This is a genomic window from Curtobacterium sp. UNCCL17 (genome assembly GCF_000686685.1).
Lineage (GTDB): Bacteria > Actinomycetota > Actinomycetes > Actinomycetales > Microbacteriaceae > Curtobacterium > Curtobacterium flaccumfaciens.
Genome location: NZ_KK366002.1, coordinates 112,749 through 134,802, shown reverse-complemented (window position 1 = coordinate 134,802; position 22,054 = coordinate 112,749). Strand labels below are relative to the sequence as shown.

Here is a 22,054-nt window from a genome sequence, read left to right as displayed (position 1 = left end):
TGGTGGTGCGGTGCCCGTCCGGTGGTGTCCTGGACGGCTGAGTGCCCGGACGCCGGTCGTGTGGGTGGGACCGGCGTCCGGGCGCTCAAGGGGCCTTACTTGATGGACGCGACCGCGTCCTTGGCCTTCGACGCGAGGTCGGAGGAGAGGGCGGCCGACTTGGCCTCCTTGGCAGCGGCGTCCTGAGCGGCGCTCGAGACGACGTAGTCGAGGTAGCCCTTCACGAGCTCGGCCTTGTCGGCGTCCTTGTACTCCTGGCACGCGATGGCGTAGGAGACGAGGACCAGCGGCCAGGCACCGTCAGCGGTGTCCTTGCGGTCGATGTCGATCGCGAGGTCGTTGTCCTCGCGGCCGGTCGCGATCTTCGAGTCGGCGACGACCTGCGCGGCACCGTCGGCCGAGATCTCGGTCGCCTTGTCGCCGACCATCAGCTTCGCGCGGTCGAGGTCGCCCGCACCGGAGTCGTCGATGTAGGTGATGGCGTTGGTGGCGTTGCCCATCGCGGAGGCGACACCGGAGGTGCCCTTCGCGCTGTCACCGACCGAGTACGGGAAGGTCTGGCTGGGCTCTTCGGTCCAGACGTCAGAGGCGTTCGCGGAGACGTACTCCGAGAAGTTCTGCGTGGTGCCCGAGTCGTCCGAGCGGTGCACGACCGTGATGTTCGCGTCCGGCAGCTTCGCGTCCTTGTTCAGGCCGGCGATCTCCGAGTCGTTCCACTTGGTGATCTTGCCCGAGAAGATCCCCGCGATGGCCTTCGCGTCGAGGGTCAGGTCGCTGACGCCGTCGACCTTGTACGCGATCGCGATGGGGGAGATGTAGACGGGGATGTCGATGCCCTTGGTGTCCGCCTTGCAGGACTCGAACTTGCCCGAGAGCTCCTCGTCCTTCAGCGCGGCGTCGGAGCCGGCGAAGTCCGCGGCACCCGACATGAAGTTCTCGCGGCCGGCGCCGGAGCCGTCCGGCGTGTAGTTGACGGTGACGCCCGAGGCTTCGTTCTGGAAACCGGCGGCCCAGGTGGCCTGCGCGGTCTGCTGTGCGGACGAGCCCGAGCCGGTCAGGGTGCCGGAGAGCTTCGAGTAGTCGCTGCCGCTGGTGGAAGAGGAGGACTCGGTGCTGCCCGCGTCCTCGTTTGCCGCGCACGAGGAGAGCACGACTGCGCCGGCGATCGCGATTGCTGCGATCGAACCGATTCGCTTGATGTTCACAGGGGTCCCTTCGGGAATGGAATGCAGTGGGACCACTGCGGTCCCTGGGCCGGTGCCGACCCGGGAGCGACTGTAGGGACGCGAGGTGACCGCAATCACCCCCGCTGGTGAACGGGAGGTGAACGAGGGGTTGTCCGCGTCGGGGCGGCGTGCGCCGCACCCGCGCAGGGAGCAGGATCGGGGGCACTGTGCGCTCGTTTGGAAGATGCGCACGCATGATCGCGGACGAGCGGTCGGGAGGCCCGGATCGCGTTCCCGGGCGCGGCGCGGCCCCGTTGTGTGGCCGGGTGCCGGGCGCGTCGGCAGCCGTGCGGCGACGCTGCGGTCCGCCGACGCTGCCGTCCGCCGGCGCTGCGGTCGGGCGGCGCTGCGGGCAGCCGGACCGCTGCGATCCGCCGGTGGCGGGCTACGCCGGGATCGTGTTGCGGTGCGTCTCGACCGCGACGAGCGTGTCCCCGGCGATGTGCATGACGGAGAAGTCCCCGACCGACAGCATCGCGGCGCGGCGCAGGTCGAAGCGGCCGGACTCGTCGGCGGTCGCGGTGGCGATCCGGGCGATGATGTCGGGCAGTACCGGGCCGTGCGAGCACAACACGGCGGTCTTGCCCTTGTCGAGCCGGCGCCGGACGACGCCCTTGACGTCGGCGGCTCCGCGGTCGTGGGCGTCCTGGCTGAGGTCCGGGGTGCTCGAGACACCGAGCTTCGTCGCGGCGGACAGCGGTTCGACGGTCGCGAGGCACCGCGCCGCCGTGCTGCTCACGATCTTCTTCGGGCCGAACGCTGCGACCGGTGCCGCGGCGGCCTTGGCCTGCGAGCGGCCGACGGGCAGCAGCGGACGGGTGGCGTCGGGGCCGTCCCAGTCCGAGCCGGGCACCGTCTTCGCGTGGCGCAGGGTGATCAGGGCGAACGTGCGGTGCTGTCCCGCGGCGGCGCGTTCGGCGAACCGGTCGAGGATCGCGACGTCCCGCTCGTACGTCAGGCGGTTGCGGGCGTCGTCGATGGTCACCCACTCGAGCGCCGCGACCTCGTGGTTCGGCACGAAGGCGCCCGCGCGGGCGTACTCCTTCGCCGAGACTCGGGCCGCCCAGTAGTGCACGACCTTGTCGCGGCCGTTCGGCAGCACGTACTCGGCGGTGCCGAGCGGTGCGCCGAGGTGGACGCGGTACCCGGTCTCCTCGTCGATCTCGCGCACGGCGGTCGTCGGGACGGCCTCGCCCGGGTCCACCTTGCCCTTGGGCAGGGAGACGTCCTTGTGGTGGTCGCGGTGGATGAGCAGCACGAGGGGCGTGCCGTCCTGTTCGCGCCAGACGACCGCACCCGCAGCGACGACGGGGCCCGAGGGACCGCCGCTCACCGAGTCGAGCGCTTCCGGGCCGAGATCTTCCGCATGGTCACATTCTGCACGTCCTCGAGCGGACGGCCCGCATCGTCGGTGGAGTGCCGCGTCCACTCGCCGTCGGACTCCAGGTGCCACGAGCTGGCGGTGTCGGCCATCGCCAGGTCGAACATCTCCTGGACCTCGTTGATGTGGTCCGGGGCGACCAGCCGCACGAGCGCCTCGACGCGTCGGTCGAGGTTGCGGTGCATCATGTCGGCGCTGCCGATGAACACCGCCGGGTCGCCGTCGTTGTGGAACGCGAACGCGCGGGAGTGCTCGAGGTAGCGCCCGACGATGCTCCGCACGCGGATGGTGTCGCTGACGCCTTCCATGCCCGGCTTGAGCGAGCAGATGCCGCGCACCCACACGTCGATCGGCACCCCGGCCTGGCTCGCCAGGTACAGCGCGTCGATGATCTGCTCGTCGACCATCGAGTTGACCTTGATCCGGATGCCCGAGGGCTTGCCGGCGCGGGCGTTGGCGGCCTCGGTCTGGATGCGCTTGAGCAGGCCCTTCCGCAGGTGCAGCGGTGCCACGAGCAGGCGCTTGAACTTCTTCTCGATGGCGTAGCCGGACAGCTCGTTGAACAGGCGGGTCAGGTCCTTGCCCACCGTGTCGTCCGAGGTGAAGAGCCCCATGTCCTCGTAGATGCGCGAGGTCTTCGGGTTGTAGTTGCCCGTGCCGATGTGGCTGTAGTGCTTGAGCGTCCCGCCCTCTTGCCGGATGACGAGCACCAGCTTCGAGTGCGTCTTCAGCCCGACCAGGCCGTAAACGACGTGCACGCCGGCCTTCTCGAGCTTCCGGGCCCAGGTGATGTTGTTCTGCTCGTCGAAGCGGGCCTTGATCTCGACCAGGGCGAGGACCTGCTTGCCGGCGGCCGCAGCGTCGATCAGCGCCTCGACGATGGGGCTGTCGCCGGAGGTGCGGTACAGGGTCTGCTTGATCGCCAGGACGTTCGGGTCGGCCGCGGCCTGCTCGAGGAACGCCTGCACGCTCGTGGCGAAGGACTCGTAGGGGTGGTGGACCAGGACGTCGTTCGCCTTGATCGCGCGGAACAGGTCGGGCTTCGTGTTCGGCTCACCCGGCTGGAACTGCACCGGGGTGGTCGGCACGTGCTTGGGGTAGTGCAGGTCGGGACGGTTGATCTTGGAGATCTCGAACAGTCCGCCGAGGTCGAGCGGCGACGGCAGCCGGAAGACCTCTTCCTCGGTGATGTCGAGTTCACGCACGAGCAGGTCGAGGGTCACCGGGTCCATGTCCTCGGTGATCTCGAGGCGGATCGGCGGACCGAACCGGCGGCGCAGGAGCTCGCGCTCGAGGGCCTGGATGAGGTTCTCGGCCTCGTCCTCCTCGATCTCGACGTCCTCGTTGCGGGTGACCCGGAACACGTGGTGCTCGAGGACCTCCATCCCCGGGAACAGATCGTCGAGGTGGTTCGCGATGAGGTCTTCGAGCGGGATGAAGCGCATCCGGCCGGAGTTGTCGTCGGGGAGCTTGATGAAGCGGGAGAAGTTCTGCGGCACCTTGAGGCGCGCGAACTCCTGGCGCTGCGACTTCGGGTTGCGGACCCGCACCGCCAGGTTGAGCGAGAGCCCGGAGATGTAGGGGAACGGGTGCGCCGGGTCGACGGCCAGGGGCATGAGCACCGGGAAGATCTGCTCGTTGAAGTACTCCCGCATCCGCTGCCGGTCGGCTTCGTCGAGGTCGGACCAGTGCTCGATGTGGATGCCCGCGGCGTCGAGGTCGGGCTTGAGTGACCCGATGAAGGCTTGGGCGTGCCGGTCCTGCAGCTCGTGGGCCTTCTTCGCGATGTCACGCAGGACGTCGCTGGGGGCACGGCCGACGTTGGTCGGGACGGCGATGCCGGTGTCGATGCGGCGCTTCAGGCCGGCGACGCGGACCATGAAGAACTCGTCGAGGTTGGACGCAAAGATCGCCAGGAAGTTCGCCCGCTCCAGCAGGGGCTGCGTGCGGTCTTCACCCAGCTCGAGCACACGCTGGTTGAACCGGAGCCAGCTGAGCTCGCGGTCGAAGTAGCGGTCCGTCGGCAGTGACTCGTGCTCGATCTCGATGACTTCGTCGAAGTCGTCGAGGTCGGGTGCGACGGATTCGCCGTCGAGCTGCGGTTCGGTGTCCATCCCCACATCCTGCCACCCGGCCCCTGCCACCGGAGGGGCCTCGGTGGACGCTGTGGAAACCGGTGGTGAACCGTTCGGATGTGGAGGAAGGGTCACGATATACCGACGGTGACATCTGCCTGGGTTTGTGGGTATGGTGGGCCGTGTCAGAGCCTCCGGGGGGATTCCACTGCGCGGGGGTGCAGCTACGAATGAAAGAGGTTCATCATGTCGCGTGTCCTTTCGACCGAGCAGGCCAAGACCGCCATCCGTCAGGTCCAGTCGATCATCAACGGTGGTTTCACCGACCAGATCTCGCAGCTCGACGCCCAGGGCCGGATCCTGTCCGACTCGAACGTCTGGGACGGCCCGCTCGCGGCGACGTTCCGCGGGTCCACCTGGCCGGAGACCAAGGCTGCTCTGGACAAGGCGAAGACCGAGCTCGAGCAGCTCCGCACGCAGCTCGACAAGATCTCGCAGGACATCTTCACCGCGGGTGGCGGCGCGTAAGCACCGGCCTGTTCCCGCCCGGACCGTCGCACTCGCGGCGGTCCGGGCGTTCGCGGTCGGTGGGGCCGCTTCACCAGCACGATCAGCACGACTTCGGGGGATGAACCATGGTGGACCTGCACGGCAACGAGCCAGTCAAGTTCGACAACGGCACGGCCGACGCACTCAGCACGGCGCTGAACGGCGCGGCCGAGTCGATCGAGGGCCAGGCCGGCTCGCGACAGTCCTACGTCACCACCGCATCGCAGGAGTTCCGCGGGCACTTCTCCGAGCTCTTCGCGCAGAACGCCGGCACCGCGAAGAGTGACGCCGAGGACATCGCCACGAACCTGCGCACCGTCGCGGGCTGGGTCGACCAGATGAAGGCGGCCGCCGAGCGCGAGAACGCCCGTCGCAAGAAAGCCCGCGACTGGTACGCCGAGTACGGTGACCGGAACTTCTTCGAGTGGATGCACGACAAGGTCGCCGGCGCACCGGAGCCGCCCAAGGTCGAGCACGAGGATGCTCCGACCTTCGCGCCCGCCAGTGCGAAGTCGACCACACGCCAGACCCCGAATCCGGGCGCGGGTGGGAGTGGTGGCGGCGGGACCTCGTCCGCCAAGCCGGAGGACCTGCGTTCCTTCGCCGCCGGATCGACCTCGCTCAACAGCGACCTCGCCGGGAAGCCCGCGGGGCTCCGCGGCAAGCTCGACGACTTCGCGACGAAGTGCTCGTGGGGCACGATCAACGCCGACGGGCTCGTGTCGGCGTTCGACAAGTGGCTTGCTGCCAACGACCAGGACGTCACGTGGGCGAACACGATCGCCGACGCATTCGCGGCAGCTGGCGGCGAGGGCGCCGTGTCCACCGTCTCGGACGCCGCGCTCGCCGCAGCCCTGGCTGCCGCCGGGGTCTCGCAGTCCCGCACCGACCTGCAATTCGATCCACCATCGGCCTACGGCGCCCAGCCGACGACCGGCTACTCGATGGACCCGGTGAACACCACGACGGGCAACTTCCTCGAGCCGGAGCTCGACCTGGCGTTCACCGGTGCATCTGCGGCGCTGCAGGTGACCCGCATGTACAACTCCCTCGACCAGCACGTCGGCCTCTTCGGTCCGGGGTGGGCGTCGATCCTCGAGACCCGCCTGCTCCTCGACGACGAGGGCGCGTCGTTCGTCGGCGCCGACGGTCGTCAGGTGCGCTTCCCACGTGACGGCGAGGGGTGGGCCCGCGGCGTCGGCGAGAACCGCTGGCTCGCGGCCGAGGGCAACCGGCTCGTCGTCCGCGACAACCAGGGTGAGCGCATCGACTTCTCGCCGTCCGGGCTGTGGCTCGGACAGCGCGGCGGGGCCGGCACCGCGGTTCGCGTCGAGCGGGACGCCGACGACGTCGTCGTGCGCCTGGTGCACGAGCGCGGTCGCTCGATCGACATCGACCACGTCGACGGCCGGGTGGCGGTGCTCCGTGCCTCCGACGGCCGCCGGGTCGAGTACGGGTACGACGATCGCGGGCGACTCGTCTCGGTCACCGATGCCGTCGGCACCCGGACCTACGGCTGGAACGACGACGACCTCATCACGACGGTCACGAGTGCGGCCGGTGTCGTCGAGGTCGACAACACCTACGACGACCAGCGCCGCGTGGTCGAACAGATCAGCCCGCACGGCCGCACCGTGCGGTTCGCGTACCTGCCCGGCCGCGTGACGGTGGTGTCCGACCACGACGGCTCGCGGTCGAACTCCTACATCGCCAATGCCAAGGGGCGTCTCGTCGGGGTCATCGACTCCGACGACCGACGCCAGTCGATGAGCTACGACCGGCACGGCAACCTGGTGTCGGCGACCGAGCGCGACGGGTCGGTGACCGTCCACGCGTACGACGACCGCGGCCGGAAGACCCGGACCGTCACGCCGTCCGGCGGCGACCTGACCTACGGGTACGACGAACAGGACCGCGTGACGACGGTCGTCACCGAGGCCGGTGCCGTCGTGAGCTACGAGTACGTGGGCGACGACCGCGACCCGTCGGTCATCGTCGACCCGGTCGGCGGCCGGACGGAGCTGACCTGGCAGGACGGCTCCCTCACCCACGTCGTCGACCCGACCGGCGTGGTCCTGACGCTTTCCTACGACGCGTTCGGTGAGCTCGTCTCGACCACCAACGCCGTCGGCGACACCGCTCGGATCGAGCGCGACGCGGCCGGTCACCCGGTCGCCGCGATCAGCCCCTCCGGCGCACGGAGCGAGTACCGCTACGACGCCGCCGGGCTCCTCGTCGAACGACGTGACGCCGACGGAGCCGTCTGGCGCTTCGAGTACGCCGCCGGAGCACGGATCGCTGCGATCACGGATCCGCTCGGAGCACGGACGACGCTCGAGTACGCCCCGAACGGCGAACTCGCGACCACGACCGACCCACTGGGTCGACGCGTCTCACGGACGTTCGACGACCAGGGGAACCTGGCGGAGCTCGCGTTGCCGGGCGGCGCGGTCTGGACGTTCGCGCACGACGCCTTGTCGCGCCTCCAGGCCGTCACCGACCCCGCCGGCGCGACCTGGCGTCGCGAGTACGACGTCGTCGGCGAGCTGACGGCGACCGTCGACCCGACGGGCGTCCGTCAGGAGTTCTCGGACGACGTCGCGACCGGTGTCGCGACGCTGCGCGACGCCTTCGACACCGCGACCGTCCGGTTCGACGAGTACGGCCGACCCGTCGAGTCAACGTCTGACGAGACCGGTTCCGAACTCGTCACCTACGACGCCGCCGGTCGCCCCGTCGAACTCGTCGACGGCGAAGGCGGACTGACCCGACTCGAGCGCGACCTCGCCGGTCGCGTCGTCGCGTTGGTCGCCCCCTCGGGCGCGCGCTCCACGTACGAGTACGACGCCTGCGGGCGTCCCGCCGCAGCCACCGACGCCGCGGGGGCGCGGACGACGCTCACCTACGACGCGGACTCCCGTGTCGTGGCCCGGACCCTGCCCACCGGCGAGGTCGAGGAGATCACGTACGACGTCGTCGGGCGCGTGGTCACGCAGTCGACTCCGGGTTCCGGCACCGCGCGGTTCCGCTACGACCAGGCCGGGAGGCTCGTCTCCAGCCACGACGCACGCTTCGGCCGTCGTCGGTTCCGCTACGACGCAGCCGGGCAGCTGATCCAGGTCGTCAACGGTCTCGACGGGGTCACCTCGTTCGAGTACGACGAGCGCGGGCGCCTGGTGACGATCACCGACCCCGCCGGCGGCACCACTCGACGGAAGTACGACGCCGTCGACCGCGTGGTCGCCGTCACCGATCCGCTCGGGCGGACCACCATGGCGGCCTACGACCCGGCCGGGCGCCAGATCCGCCAGACGGATCCCGACGGCCGCACCACCGAGTGGACGTACGACGCAGCCGGCCGCCAGCGGGCCGTGCTCGTCGACGGTGCGGTGCAGGCGGAGATCACCCGCGACACCGTCCACCGAACTGTCGTCGTGTCGGACCACACCCGTGGTGCAGGCCGGACGATCGAGCACGAGCTCCAGCACGACCGCCGTGGCCTGCTCGTCCGCCGAGCCCGCGGCGACCAGTCCGTCGCGTGGGAGTACGACGCCGACGGCAACCGCACTGCTCGGGTTGACCCGAACGGCACCCGCACCACCTACCGGCGCGATGCCGTCGGCCGTGTGGTCGGGGTGGACCGTGACGGCACCGCTGCCGGCGCGTTCACCTACGACGCCTCGGGTCGTATCGTCCAGGCGGCCACGGGCGACCTGGTGCAGTCGTGGTCGTACGAGCGAGGCGCCCTCGTCGCGCACACCTCGACCACGCTCGACGGTGCCACCAGCACGCGGATCGAGCGCGATGCCGACGCGCGGATCACCGCGGTCGACGGACCGTCCGGGGCGGTGTCGTACGAGTACGACGACGCCGGGCAGCTCGTTCGCGCCGGGGACTCGACGTGGGCCTACGACGACGGTGGGCGACTCGTCGCCGAGACCGTCGGCGGTGTCGAGACGCGCCACGAGTACGACGCTGCCGGACAGCTGGTCGCGACGATCACCGAGGCCGGCCGGATCGAGTACGTCCACGACGGTCTCGGCCGACGCATCCGGCGGACCGCCACCGACGGGTCGACCACCGAGTACGCGTGGTCCGACCTGGGGTACCTCGCTGCCGTCGTCGACCGCGACGCCTCGTACGCCGAGACCGGTCGGCTCGACGTCTGGGTCGACGCGCTCGGTGAGCTCGCCGAGGTGGGTGGGGTCGCCACGTGGTGGGACTCCGCCGCGGTCGTGCCGTCGCTCATCAGCATCGCCGACACGTCGCTGCTCGACCTGCCGGGGGGTGTCACCGCGATCGGCGATGCCGTGACGCAGCCCGCCTGGCGCAGTGCTCGCGCGACCGATGCTGCGGACCCGTGGGCTGCGCTCGCTGCCGTCACCGACGTCGGGCTCCCCGCGGGGGTGTCCCTGACCGGCTCGGGTGGGGTGTCCGTCGCAGGGCTGGAGTGGCTCGGGGCCCGTGTGTACGACCCTGCGGCGCGGGGCTTCCTGTCGGTCGATCCGCTGGCTCCGATCCTGGGTGCCGCGTGGTCTGGGAACCCGTACTCGTACGCGGGCAACGATCCGTTGCAAGCCGTCGACCCGCTCGGGTTGCGGCCGGCGACGGACAAGGACTTGCAGGCCTACCGGGATGCGAATCAGGGTGCAATCGCCAATGTGCGTGACTGGGCCGACGAGCACTCGGAGCTGATCTCGAACATCGGCATTGGCCTCGGCGTGGCAGCGACAGTCCTTGCAATGTGCACGCCGATGGGCCCGGTGGTCGCGATTGCCGTGATGGCCGGCGGCGGCGCGGCCCTCGCTGGGGGGATGTCGATCAAGTCGAATCGCGGGAAGGACGGGAAGGTCGATTGGGGCGCAGTCGGTGTGGACACCCTGATCGGTGGGGTCGCTGGCGCGGTTGGAGGAGGGACTTCACTCGGCTTGTCCAAGGCCGTTCCCGCTCTGGGTCGATCCAGCATCAGCTGGGTAGCACGAGCGGGTGGATCTCGAGTGCTCGGGGAAGCAGGGCGATCCGCGATCTCCAGCGGTGTGCAGAACGCCACGAGCAACATGGCTGACTACGGAGTGAAAACGGGCTGGCAAGGTGACGCTGGTGGGTATCTCCAAGCCGGGGGTGTGGGAATGGCAACCGGCACGGCTTTCAGCGGACTGTCCAGCGCCTACGCGCCGAAGATCGGGTCCGTCGTTGGTAAGAAGCTCGAGCTGGACGAGCTCGCGGCATCGGCAGGTCGACATGCAGACCCTGCTGCGGTGTCGACGGCGTCGCGAACGGTCAGCGCGATCGTTGCGAAGGGTGCAGATTCCTTGGCGGGGGTAGGCCAGAGCCTCCTCAACGAAGTGGCGCGGCCAGGAGGCGACGTGCAAGGCGATAATTTCGGCAGGACGCTACTGAGCGGGGCCATAGGCGGCGCTGAAGGCCCCGATGTGCGGGTCCCAGCCGCGCACAGGGGCTAGGGTCGGATGGTGAATTCTTCCGAAGACGACCGGGTTGCGTCGAAGCTGCCTCGAAAGAGGAAAAGCAGGGCACGCGTCTGGGGTAATCGAGTGATTGCAGTAGCAATCGTCTTAGGCGTCATCGTGATTCCTCTCCTGACATTAACGGTCGGACCGGCCTGGCTCGGGAGATATGATGATTCTCATCGAATCAAAGTAACCTGCAAAGTTGATTCTGCCGACGCAAACATTGCGTCCTCACGGTCTGCGAAAGGCGCGGGAGGCTCGCAACCGCAGGTGACCTTCCATACAGACTGCGGGAATCTCATCTACGCAGACGGAGTCGATCGATCGAATATGAAACAAATAGCCGACTCGGTTGAATCGAACGCACTGTATCGGTTTGAAGTTGGCGCTGGCTCGTTCAATCTGCGGATGGGTCTCAAGTTTGTCAAAGTAGCTCCGACGGTGTACGGCTATAGCCAAGTCCGCAAGTAGGGGCGAAATAGCTTGGCGAAGCGCCTAGTGGCTAGCACCTAGGGGCTTCCGGACCGGCCTTGGTGGAAGCTGTGCTATCGACCAAGGCCAGCGACCTCGCTTTGTCTAATATCCACCTCGATTCGGGGTGGTTGCGAGGTGGGCTCCAGGTGATGGATTGGTGTCCGACGGCCGTTGAGTGCGAGCAATGGATTGCAGCAGACCAGGGCTGCTTCGAGCGGCGGAGATCAATCCCGAAGAATCAGGGCACTGGCGGAAGTGGCGGGCGACGAGAGAAGAAGGGGGCAACCGTGCCGAATGCTGAGACTCAGCTTAGGACGGACGTTGCCCGGCGGCGTGTCTTTCGGAACCGCGCGGTCGCCGTGCTCTTGCTCTTCCTCGTCGTTGTCGTCCCGATCTTGGCATTCTTCGGAGCGCCGATCGCTTTGGGTGTGTACGACGATTCGCATCCAATGTCAGTGACATGCACCGTTGAATCAGCAAAAGCGGGGAGCGCTTCGAGTCGTTCCTTGAAGGGCATCGGGAGTTCGGGCAGTCAAGTTGTCATCGAGACCATAGGCTGTGGGCGGTTGCTGATCGATTCAGGTATCAACAAGGACAATGTCGGCCGGGTGGTCGACGAGCTCAAGGCGGGGCAACGCTACCGATTCGAAGTTGGAGAGGGGACTTACCGGTTGCGCTCGGTTCTTGAGCTGTTCAAAGTCGCACCGGATGTGCGCGATTTCAAGGCAACCCAGGAGTAGTGTTCGACGCGGCCCCGACGTTCACACGCGGTCTCTAGCGGTCGGATCCCCGCATGTGGGTCGCGTCGAGTAGCATCGCGGCGTTCTCATCGCTGCGGCGACGCTCGGCGGATCTGAAGACGCCTTGCCCCTCGTGCTCGCTGGTGATCATGCTCTCGCGGCGACGCCGTACTCGGTCCTTAGTGGCGTTGTTCCAGCACTGAAGGGGCACAGCAGAACATGACAATGTCGGAATTGCTCAAGCAACTCGACGACCACGCCGTCGAGGACGCCGCGTCGGCTGTGCAGATAGCCGCCGTACGATCTGTCCTCATTGCCGCATTCGAGCAGGCGCCCGACCATCCGGCGTACCGCAGCGGGATACAGGGCGCCGCCCGCCTTGTTGCCGACACCTGGCCCTACGAGAGCGAGCTGGGGGCGCTGGTGCTGGCCTTTTCCGAAGCGGTGCGACGGAAAGTTGGCCCGCACCGAACGACGGACATCGGGGCTGCAGTCGAGTGACCCAGGACTGAACGCCTCGCACCGTCAGCTCCGCGCACAGTCTTGCGGGCTCGCCTCACTCCGTGAAGGGCGCCGGCTCGTCGACGTCGTAGGCCGTCTTCGAGGCTCCGACTGCGGGGCGCTTGTGCTGTCTGGGCTGCGGATCGCGACAAGAGGATCACCTGGCCGAGGGGGAGCGCTACCGGTTCGACGTCGGCGAGGGTTCCTTCACGATGCGGGAGTTCCTGAACACGATCCGCCAGGCCGTGTACGTGAAGAGCTTCGAGCCTGTGCGAACACAGTAGGTCCGTCTGCCCAGTGCAGCAGCAGCGCGCCGCTCAGCGCCCGAAGGCCCCGACGAACTCACCCCACTGCGCGGGCGCCCGCTGCTCGAGCCATGCACAGAGCTCGGGATAGGCGGCGTCGATCGACAGGACGCTGATCACGCCGCGTTGGCCGTTCACCTTGATGTCCAGGCCACCGAACCGGTTGGTGGTGGGCCGGATGCGCTTGATCGCCGCCGGGTCGACGGTCCGCGCGGCACGGAACATCGGCGTCACGACCAGCTGCGAGTCGTACGCCTCGACGCGACGGCGCTTCTGACCGACGCCGAGGTAGACGAACAGGATCCCGAACAGCACCATGCCGACGCCGGCGATGAGCATGCCGATCGCGTCGGGGTCGTCGAGCAGGCTGAGCGTGGCCAGGAAGAAGAACCCGCCGACGACGATGACGACGATCCCGATGATCCGGAGCAGCAGGTAGCTGAACCGGCGAGCACGGACGGTGAAGAGCACGCCGTACGCCTCGTCGCCCACGACGGTGGACGGTGGCCGCTTCCGGTCGTTCTGACGGACGAGCGCGCTGACGGCGGCCGGGATGGTGATCATGGCAATCAGCGCGATGAGCACCGGCGACAGGTTGATGTTCACCGGTCCGCCCCCGTTCGTGCGTTCGTGCGCCGTCGTTCGAAGGGCGTGACGCCCTGGTCCCCCTGGATCATGCGTGCAGAGTATCAGCGCCCTGTGGACAGGTACGAGCACACTCGCGGATGCTCTATGTTGGATTTCAGTAGCGAGCTGTGGCCCGAACGGGGGTGGCTCCCGGGGGAGACCAGCCCGGATCTGACGCCGTTCAGCAACTAGCATCGATGTGCTCGACGATTCTCTTGGGGGGAAGACCGTGATGAACCAGCGTGCCGGGAACACCGGAGCACGACGGACCGGACGACGGATCGCGGGGACGGTCGCCGTCACGGGGATCGCTGCGCTGGCGCTCGCCGGCTGCACTTCCGACGACAAGCCTGTTGCCGACCCTTCGAGGGTCCTGCAGACCGTCGACACGCGCCTCGCCGCGGACGGCTCGATCACCTCGATCTCGGACACCGCGATCTCCGTCGCAGGCAAGGGCTCCTCGTCCGTGACGACGGAGCACGACCCCGCGAAGGCGGCGAGTGACCTGCCACTGCGCATCACGACGCAGTACTCGACCAAGAAGAAGACCGGCACGGACCTGGCCGACCTCGACGGGTACTCGGGTCGGGTGTCGATCGACCTTACGATCGAGAACCTGACGGTCACTTCGAAGAACTTGACCTACGACGTCGCCGGCACGTCGCGTTCGACCCCGGCACTCGTGGGCGCGCCCTTCAGCATCGCGGCGTCGACCGTGCTGGCGGGGACCGCCGCCGACCGCGTCGTCACGGACTCGGCCGACTCCGGCTCGTCGACCGACGGTGTCGTGAGCACCAACGAGGACGGCGACGCGGTCGTCCAGTGGGGCCGGTTGCTCGCTCCGCCGACCTCCGGCGCGAGCAGCACGCTGCACCTCGTCGCCGACGTCGAGGACTTCACCGCACCGACCATCGACGTCGCCGCGCAGCCCGGGCTGTCCACGGACCTGTCCTCCACGGGCGTCGTCAACGCGGCCTTCGGGTCCGACAGTGACTCCGAACTCGCGCTCCAGCGCCGCACGATCGACCTGATCTCGCAGGTGAACGAGGTGCTGGCGCGTGCGGGTGGCACCATCACCGAGGTCCGGTCGAACCTCGAGACGACGTCGGAGACCCTCGGCGTCAGCACGGCCGAGCGCCTCAAGGAGAGCAGCTCCTCCCTTGCAAGCACGATGCAGTCCCTCTCCGGACAGCTCGGCTCCCTGAACAGCGACCTCGGCACCACGGTCAAGGCCACGCAGTCGACGGTGCTGCAGCAGCTCCAGCAGACCACCACGAGTCTCGACAGCCTGCTCGGCGACACCTCCGCGACCGCGCCGGCAACGGTGCTCGACGGCAGCGGGTGCGCGGCCACGCCGAAGACCCCGTCCGCCGGGGGCAGTGTCTACGGCAACCTCCTCCGCGTCTCGGCGCAGCTCACCGGCTACGCCGATGCCAGCGAGGCGTGCAAGCAGCAGGTGAGTGCGCAGCTGGCGGGAGCGGTCGGCCCGGCGTCGCCGGACGAGACGACGTGTGCCCCTCAGGAGGCCCGTGGATCGTTGACCTGCGCGCTCTGGGATTCGTCGCGTGCGGTGAGCACCTCGCTGATCGGTCTGGTCAGCACCGGGCAGCAGCTCGCCGACCAGCTCGACCCCAAGCTCGCGGACACGGCGATCGAGCAGTCGGACGCCCTGCGTGCCAAGCTCGGCGAGATCGACACCGCCGTGCAGGCCCTCGGCGCCGACGGCACCGGCGAGGTCGCGCGCACCCTGCAGGCGTTGCAGGACCTCCGCGACCAGACCGCCGACGACCTCGGCCCCGTGCGTGATGCCGTCACGACGGTGAACCGGCAGGCAGTCGCAGCGCGCGGGCTGGTGGGCAACGCCGGCGACGGTCGGTTCAGCACCTCGATGCAGGCGCAGAACCTCGAGGTTGCCGACCAGCTCTGCGCCCTCGCGGCGACGGACCAGCTCGACGCGGAGCAGGCCGATGCGCTGCGCGGGTACCTGACCGCCACGCCGTGCCCCGGTGCCGAAGAGGGCACGACGTTGCGGCCCGGTGGACGCTTCAGTACCCCGATGGACGAACGCCTCACGGACCAGGCGAAGCAGTGGGACGCGGTCGTCGCGGCGACCGATCTCCGCTCCGAGACCGGCATCGGTGCCGCGGTCACGACGCTGTCCGACGACGTCGACGCGCTCGACGACGGCATCGCCTCGGTCCGCCGGGCGGTGCGCAACGACGGTGGTTCGGTCGAGGGAGCGGCACAGGAGCTCCAGGAACTCGTCGAGCAGGCAACGAAGTCGAGCGCTGTGGTCGGCACCCAGCTGACCGCCATCAGCACGCAGCAGACCCAGCTGCAGGACGCGGTCCGCAAGGCCTTCGCCGACGCGTCGACGCAGTCCGAGAAGGACGTGCAGAAGATCATCGACCAGCAGGTGCGGCAGGTCAGTGAGACCGCGAAGGGCAGCCGTGACGCCGTCATCTCGGCCTTCGACAAGTCGATCTCCGGGCTCCGGTCCACCTCGGGCGAGGTCACGAAGGACTCGAAGGGCACGATCGACGAGCAGCGGGGGACGCTCGAGCAGGAAGGCTCCGAGCTGGCATCCGCCGTCGACCGTCAGACGGCCTCGAGTCTCGAGCAGATCGCCGCGAGCACGAGCGCCTCGACGCGCGACGTGCAGGGAGCCTCGACGCTGCTGACCGGCGACCTCAACCGGGTGATGCTCGACCTGGGCGACCGCAAGGTGAACGGATCCGGCATCCTCGGCGCGATGGCCACGAGCGCGGCGAAGTCCGACTCCGCCGACTACCAGCTCGCCCTGGCCTCGCAGAACGCCGCAGGCTACGCGAACGTCCGCGCCGAGGACGTCGCCGGGATCCTGCTCCAGCAGGAGCAGTTCCGAGCCTCCCTCGACGCCGCGACGACGCTGCCCGCCTTCCAGCTCAAGGTGCCGGCCAGCGCGACCTCGACCACGCTGTACACCTTCCGGATCGGGGCGGACCGATGAGCGACCAGACGATCGACGAGTCCGACGGCACCGAGGCGGGACGTCCGCGCAATCGCCGTCCGCTGGTCATCACCGCCATCGCGGTGCTCCTGGTCGCCGCGGTGGTCGCCGCCGTCCTGACCTTCCGGGCGATCGGCAGCAGCACACCGGCCGAGGCCGTCCCGGCCACCGTGCCGGTGGAGATCACCGTCAAGCACGTCCCCGACACCACGAAGATCGGCGTCGTCGTCACCCTGGGTGACGGTGAAGGCTCCGAGTGGAACGAGGCGGCGCAGGGTGCCCTGGTCGCCGAGCGACGACTGGCACTCGGCGGGACCGACATCACGCTCGTCACGAAGAACGACGGCGGGACGTCCGCGGGGGCGAAGACCGCGGTGGAGTCCCTGGCGAAGAGCGGCGTCGCGGGCATCGTCGTCGCGTCGTCCGGCAAGCACGTCTCCGGAGCGCTGACGACGGCGGCCGAGAAGCACATCCCGGTGGTGGTGCCCTACGCCTCGGCCGAGAAGGACTCGTGGTCGACCGCGCCGACCGCCGAGTCGATCGGCGCCGCGATGACGACGGCGCTCGGCGACGCGAAGTCGCCGCTCCTGGTGAACCTCGGCGGTGGTGCGCCCGCAGACCTCCGAGTGGCGCACGTCCTCGACGGGGACGACACCGCAGACACCGCGGAGCTCGCCGCGACCATCGCCTCGCGGACCGGCGCGACCGACGCAGACGACGACACCGCCGAGGCCGCGGACGCCGACCCGAAGGCCGCGCCGGACTCGGACGCTGTCGTCGTCAGCGGGTCCGCGCAACGACAGGGTGCCCTGGTGGCGGCACTGCAGGCCGCAGACGTCACCGTGCCGGTCGTCCTCACCCCGGACGCGACGAGTCCGGCCTTCGGCGCCGCACTCGTCGATGCCGGCGGCAGCCTGAGCGGCTCCTTCCGCACCGTCGGGGTGGCCACCGACGACGCACGGGCGCTCTCCTCGGACGCCGAAGGCCGGGCGATGTCCGCGTTCCTCGGTGGGGTCCGGGTGCTCGCCGACGATGCCGACGCCCAGAACCTGACGGGCGACCGGCCGTTCTCGGCGGTCGCCGGGGCAGCGGACGCCCGCAGCCACGATGCCGTCGTCGCCCTGGTCCGCGCGGTCGGCAGGGCCGGCAGCACGGAGCCCTCCGACGTGACCGATGCCCTCGCCGCGCTCGACCTCGACTCCGCGGCGGGCATCGCCGGTCCGGCGCTCGACTTCACGCGGCAGCAGGCGCTCGGTGCGTCCGCGACGGTCTTGGCGGCCTCGGCACAGCCACTCGGACTCCGACCCGACAACGCCGCCGCTGCTGGCTCCGAAGACGCATCCGGCGACGACGCGGCTCAGGCCACCTCGCTGGTGTGGTTCGAGGACTCCACCGCACGCTGACCCACCCACGCACAACCCGAGAAGGACACCGCGAGCATGCGCCTGCTGATCGAGCTCGACGACCGACGTGAAGCGGTCGAGGTCGACGGGTGGTCCGGCGCGTCCTCGCTGGGGGAGCTCCTCTCGGCGGCGATCGGCGTCGAGCTCGATGCCGAGACGACCCTCGCGGTCGACGGTCACCGCACCAGTGCGGCGACCCCGCTGCGCGACCTCGTCCTGCTCGAGGGGTCCCGCATCGGCCGCGCACCACAGGAGCGACCGCAGACGATCGACGGGTGGAGCGTCACCCTCGCCGGGGGACTCGACGCGGGTCTCGTCGTACCGTTCCCGCGCAGCCGGAAGCTCGTCGTGGGCCGGGCGCCCCAAGCCGACGTCGTGCTGCCCACCGAGAGCGCCTCGTGGGAGCACTGCACGATCGAGCGCGAGGACGACGGGGTCCGGGTGCGTGACGCCGGTTCGACGAACGGCACCGTGATCGCGGGCGAGCGCATCGATGCCGAGGGAGTCCTGCTCACCGGGACCACGAGCGTCATCGTGGGCGGCGCCGTGCTGCTGCTCCGGCCAGCGCTGGACGAGGTCCCCGTGCCGGCCGCGGGCTCGCTGGCCAACCTGACGCCCGCGGCGACCGCGCCGTTCAACCGCCCGCCCCGAGCCGGGCGGAACACCGAGACCGAGACCGTCGACCCGCCGGCCAAGCGCGAGGTCCCGCAGGCCTCGAAGTTCAGCTGGATCACCGTCGCAGCGCCACTGGTCCTCGCCGGCGCGATGGTGCTCCTGCTCGGCGACGCCCGGTTCGCCCTGTTCGCGCTGCTGTCGCCGGTCACCGCGATCGGCATGTGGTTCGAGCAGAAGCACCGTCGGGCGAAGAACCTGAAGGAGGAGGACACCCGCTTCGCCGAGGCCGTGGAGTCCTTCCGGGGTGAGATCGCCGAGGCCGCAGCGGCCGAGGCGGCCCGTCGGCAGGAACTCGTCCCCGACCCGGCCACCGTCGTCCGCCGGGCCGAACTCCCCACCACCCTGCTGTGGCAGCGACGCTCCGAGGACGCTGACTTCCTGAGCCTGCACGCCGGCACCGGTGACGCACCGTGGCGCCCCGAACTCGATCAGCGGGCGGCGTCGTCCAAGCTCGAGGACGATGCGAAGGCCGCCGTCGCCGACAGTCGCCTCACCGCTGCGCCGGTCGTGGCGGACCTGTCCGACGCCGGCGTCGTCGGGATCGTCGGCGACCGCGAGGGCGCGCTCGCGCTGGCGCGCAGTCTGCTCACGCAGGCCACCGTGCACTGCGGACCCGCAGACCTGGCGGTGGGCATCTTCTGTGACGCCGGCCGCGCGGACGACTGGGGATGGGCCTCCTGGCTGCCGCACGCGCGCGTGGCGGGGAGCAGCACCGGTGCCCGCTGGATGTCGGCCCAGCGCGACCAGAGCGCCGCGATGCTCCGGGGACTGCGGGAGTCGCTCGACGAACTCCCGACCCCCAACCTGCTCGTCGTGGTCGACTCGGAAGTGCTCACCGAGGGCCGCGACGCACCCGCCCGGAACCTGCTCGGCGAAGGGCGCACCGTGCCCGGACAGTCGCTCCGTCCCGGCGAGCAGCCACGACGGGTGAGCGGGATCGTCATCGCGACCAACGAGCAGCAGCTCCCCGCAGCCTGCACGACGATCATCACGGTCGGTGCCGACGCCGCCGCGACGGTCTACCGGCCGGAGGACCGGACCCGCGTCGAGGACGTCGTGCTCGCCGGCCTCAGCGCCGAGACCGCCGAACGGAGCGCCCGCAGCGTGGCGCACTTCGACGATCCCGAACTGCTGGTGCCGGGGGCGTCGTTGCCGTCGCTCGTCCGCCTGCCGGAGCTGCTCGCGGCTGACGACACGGTCGCGCGAACCCCGACGGGCACGAGCCCAGCCGATGCGATCCGCACGGCCTGGGACGCCCGCACCGGCTTCTCGACCCCGATCGGGTCGTCGGAGAGCGGCGTCCTCGAGATCGACCTCGTCCGCGACGGACCACACGGCCTGGTCGGTGGCACGACGGGATCCGGCAAGAGCGAGTTCCTGCGGTCGCTCGTCGCCGGGCTCGCTGCGCGGAACGACCCGACGCGCCTGAACTTCCTGCTCGTCGACTTCAAGGGCGGGGCCGCGTTCGCCGCCTGCGAGCGGCTGCCGCACACCATCGGCACGATCAGCAACCTCGACGAGCAGCTCGCCGACCGGGCGATCCGTGCGCTCGAGGCCGAGCTCGAGCGACGGCAGCGGGTGTTCGCCGCGGCCGGGGCGGACATCGACAACCTCGACGCCTACCTGGCGACGAAGCCGGACGAGCCGATGCCGCGCCTGCTCCTCGTCGTGGACGAGTTCGCGATGCTGGCGAAGGACTTCCCCGACGTCCTGACCTCGCTCGTCGCCGTCGCGGCGGTCGGGCGCACACTCGGCGTCCACATGATCCTGGCCACCCAGCGGCCGGCCGGCGTGGTGAGCGAGGACATCCTGGCGAACACCAACATGCGTGTCGCGCTGCGGGTGCAGAGCCGCGAGGACTCCACCAACGTGATCGGCGTCCCCGCGGCCGCCGGCATCGGTCGCCAGCAGACCGGTCGTGCCTACGTGAAGCTCGGGCAGGACGACATCACCCCGGTGCAGACAGCCCTCGTCACCGGCCGAGCCCGTGACGAACGCGCCGAACAGCCGGTGTCCGTCCGGCCGACGGACGTCTTCGGCGTTCCGGCGCCGATGCCCGCCCCGGCTCCGACGGCGTCCGACGTGACCGACCTCGACCAGCTCATCGAGTCGATCAGGCAGGCGAACGCCGCCGCCGGCTACGCCCCGCCGCGCCCGATCTGGCCCGAGGCACTCGGCGACCGCGTCGAGCTGGGTGCGCTGGGGGCAGCCGACGCCGCTGACACGTCGCGGACGGTGCCCGTCGCCCTGGCGGACGACCCCGACCACCAGCGTCAGGTCACCACAGGATGGGACCTCGACGAGGGCAACCTCATGCTCATGGGCATCCCCGGCAGCGGGACGAGCACCGCGCTCGCCACCCTCGCCCTGCAGCTCGCCGCGGCGACGAGCCCGGACGACCTCGACCTGCTGGTGCTCGACATGGGTCCAGGCGACCTGGCTCCGCTCGCCCGGCTGCCGCACACCACGGCCTACGTCGGCTCCGGTGCCGGCGCGGGGGAGTTGCAGGCGCGGTTCCTCCGCCACCTGCGCGTCGAGCTCGAGCGCCGTCGTGCCACTCCGGGGGGCCGCCGTGCCATCGTGCTGATCGACGGTCTCGCGGCACTGCGCGACGAGTACCAGGACTTCGAGGGCCAGCTGCTGCTCGACGCCCTGTACCGCGTCTACGCCGAGGGGCCCGCGCTGGGCATCTCGTTCGCCGTGTCGACGACACGGGCCAAGGCCGTGCCGTCCGCGATGGACGAAGTGACCACCCAGAAGTGGATGTTCCGCCTCGCGGACCCGTACGACTACGCCTCGATCGGCGTCCGCCCGAAGGACGTCCCGCCGCCGGTGCCGGGTCGCTTCATCGACTCGGTCCTGAGGTTGCAGTCACACGTGGCGACACCCGACGTCCCGCTCGCGCAGGCGGTCGAGCGCCTCGCGGAGCGCTGGTCCGGCACCGCTCCGAAGGCGAGTGCGGTCGGGCGGCTGCCCGACGCCGTCCTGGTCGACGAGCTCGGTGCCGGTGCGGTCTTCTCCAGCGAGCCGTGGCGGCTGCCGGTCGGGATCGCCGAGGACGACCTCGCTCCGGCCACGCTCGAGGTCTACGACGGCGAACACGTGCTCGTCGCGGGGCCGGCGCGCTCAGGCAAGTCGACCGTCCTGCTGGCGTTGGCGGCACTGGCGCGCGCTGCAGAGGGCGTCCGCCCGGCCGTCTGGGCGGTGTGTGACCGTCGGTCACCGCTCGCCTCGGGATCGTTCGACCGCATCGCCGTCGGACCCGACGAGGTCCCCGCACTGCTGGCCGGGCTGCGGCTTGAGCGCGGTCCGGTCCTGCTGCTCATCGACGACGCCGAACGCTTCGACGACGGCGACCAGGCGATCGCCACCCTGCTCGCGACGGAGCGTCCCGGTCTGTGCGTGGTCGCCGCCGGTCGGTCCGCCGACCTCCGGTCGCTCTACAGCCACTGGACCCGCGCCGTCCGCAAGTCGCGGTGCGGCGTGCTCCTGCAGCCGGACGTCGACTACGACGGCGAGCTGCTCGGCGTCACGCTCCCGCGCCGTGCACCGGTCGCGCTGACCGCGGGACGCGGCTACGCGTCGTCCGGCGGCACCGTCCGCCTGGTCCAGACCGCGTCCGCAGGCAGCTGACCCGACCG

At 69.8% G+C, this 22,054-nt stretch carries 11 protein-coding genes; 7 read left to right on the top strand and 4 right to left on the bottom strand.

The features are described 5' to 3' along the window. Positions 1-95 precede the first annotated feature (95 nt). The 3 genes from BR70_RS0114410 to BR70_RS0114400 form a co-directional block, all read right to left on the bottom strand. Complete coding sequence (locus tag BR70_RS0114410; protein ID WP_027466628.1) at positions 96-1,205, bottom strand: phosphate ABC transporter substrate-binding protein PstS; 1,110 nt, start codon at positions 1,203-1,205, stop codon at positions 96-98. Between the two features lie 406 nt (positions 1,206-1,611). Beyond that, on the bottom strand, positions 1,612-2,559 hold the full coding sequence (locus tag BR70_RS0114405; RefSeq protein ID WP_027466627.1) for an NUDIX hydrolase: 948 nt from the start codon (positions 2,557-2,559) through the stop codon (positions 1,612-1,614). Beyond that, positions 2,556-4,721 carry an RNA degradosome polyphosphate kinase gene (locus BR70_RS0114400; protein WP_027466626.1) on the bottom strand — a complete coding sequence of 722 codons (2,166 nt, stop codon included), beginning with the start codon at positions 4,719-4,721 and terminating at the stop codon, positions 2,556-2,558. Before BR70_RS0114400 ends, BR70_RS0114405 begins: the two co-directional genes overlap by 4 nt. A gap of 207 nt (positions 4,722-4,928) precedes the next feature. On the opposite strand from BR70_RS0114400, the gene BR70_RS0114395 reads away from it, so the two are divergent. The 4 genes from BR70_RS0114395 (at position 4,929) to BR70_RS0114380 (ending at position 12,414) form a co-directional block, all read left to right on the top strand. Next, positions 4,929-5,210 carry a hypothetical protein gene (locus tag BR70_RS0114395; protein WP_027466625.1) on the top strand — a complete coding sequence of 94 codons (282 nt, stop codon included), beginning with the start codon at positions 4,929-4,931 and terminating at the stop codon, positions 5,208-5,210. Between the two features lie 107 nt (positions 5,211-5,317). Next, positions 5,318-10,693, top strand: coding sequence for a DUF6531 domain-containing protein (locus tag BR70_RS0114390; protein ID WP_027466624.1), 5,376 nt, complete (start codon positions 5,318-5,320; stop codon positions 10,691-10,693). 767 nt (positions 10,694-11,460) lie between these two features. Continuing rightward, positions 11,461-11,913: a hypothetical protein gene (locus BR70_RS23365; protein WP_155896894.1), complete on the top strand. Its 453-nt coding sequence runs from the start codon at positions 11,461-11,463 to the stop codon at positions 11,911-11,913. A gap of 234 nt (positions 11,914-12,147) precedes the next feature. After that, positions 12,148-12,414, top strand: coding sequence for a hypothetical protein (locus tag BR70_RS0114380; protein ID WP_155896893.1), 267 nt, complete (start codon positions 12,148-12,150; stop codon positions 12,412-12,414). Positions 12,415-12,731: 317 nt separating this feature from the next. On the opposite strand, the gene BR70_RS0114370 is transcribed toward BR70_RS0114380, so the two are convergent. Continuing rightward, a complete protein-coding gene (locus BR70_RS0114370; protein WP_027466622.1) occupies positions 12,732-13,325 on the bottom strand; it encodes a hypothetical protein in 594 nt (197 codons plus the stop codon). A 253-nt stretch (positions 13,326-13,578) separates the two neighbouring features. Here BR70_RS0114370 and BR70_RS0114365 point away from each other — a divergent pair, with 253 nt between their 5' ends. The 3 genes from BR70_RS0114365 to BR70_RS0114355 are packed head-to-tail and all read left to right on the top strand — an operon-like array spanning position 13,579 to position 22,046. Continuing rightward, positions 13,579-16,335, top strand: coding sequence for a hypothetical protein (locus BR70_RS0114365; RefSeq protein WP_035809236.1), 2,757 nt, complete (start codon positions 13,579-13,581; stop codon positions 16,333-16,335). Next, entirely contained in the window at positions 16,332-17,738 is a 1,407-nt protein-coding gene (locus BR70_RS21155; RefSeq protein WP_051596974.1) for an ABC transporter substrate-binding protein, read from the top strand. The genes BR70_RS0114365 and BR70_RS21155 overlap by 4 nt, the downstream gene beginning before the upstream one ends. Before the next feature lie 36 nt (positions 17,739-17,774). After that, entirely contained in the window at positions 17,775-22,046 is a 4,272-nt protein-coding gene (locus tag BR70_RS0114355) for an FtsK/SpoIIIE domain-containing protein (protein WP_027466620.1), read from the top strand. The last annotated feature ends 8 nt before the right edge of the window (positions 22,047-22,054 follow it).

Coding starts and splice junctions, on each gene's coding strand:
- BR70_RS0114355 (WP_027466620.1), top strand. CDS start 17,775: ATGCGCCTGCTGATCGAGCTCGACGACCGACGTGAAGCGGTCGAGGTC.
- BR70_RS0114390 (WP_027466624.1), top strand. CDS start 5,318: ATGGTGGACCTGCACGGCAACGAGCCAGTCAAGTTCGACAACGGCACG.
- BR70_RS0114395 (WP_027466625.1), top strand. CDS start 4,929: ATGTCGCGTGTCCTTTCGACCGAGCAGGCCAAGACCGCCATCCGTCAG.
- BR70_RS21155 (WP_051596974.1), top strand. CDS start 16,332: ATGAGCGACCAGACGATCGACGAGTCCGACGGCACCGAGGCGGGACGT.
- BR70_RS0114365 (WP_035809236.1), top strand. CDS start 13,579: ATGAACCAGCGTGCCGGGAACACCGGAGCACGACGGACCGGACGACGG.
- BR70_RS0114400 (WP_027466626.1), bottom strand. CDS start 4,721: ATGGACACCGAACCGCAGCTCGACGGCGAATCCGTCGCACCCGACCTC.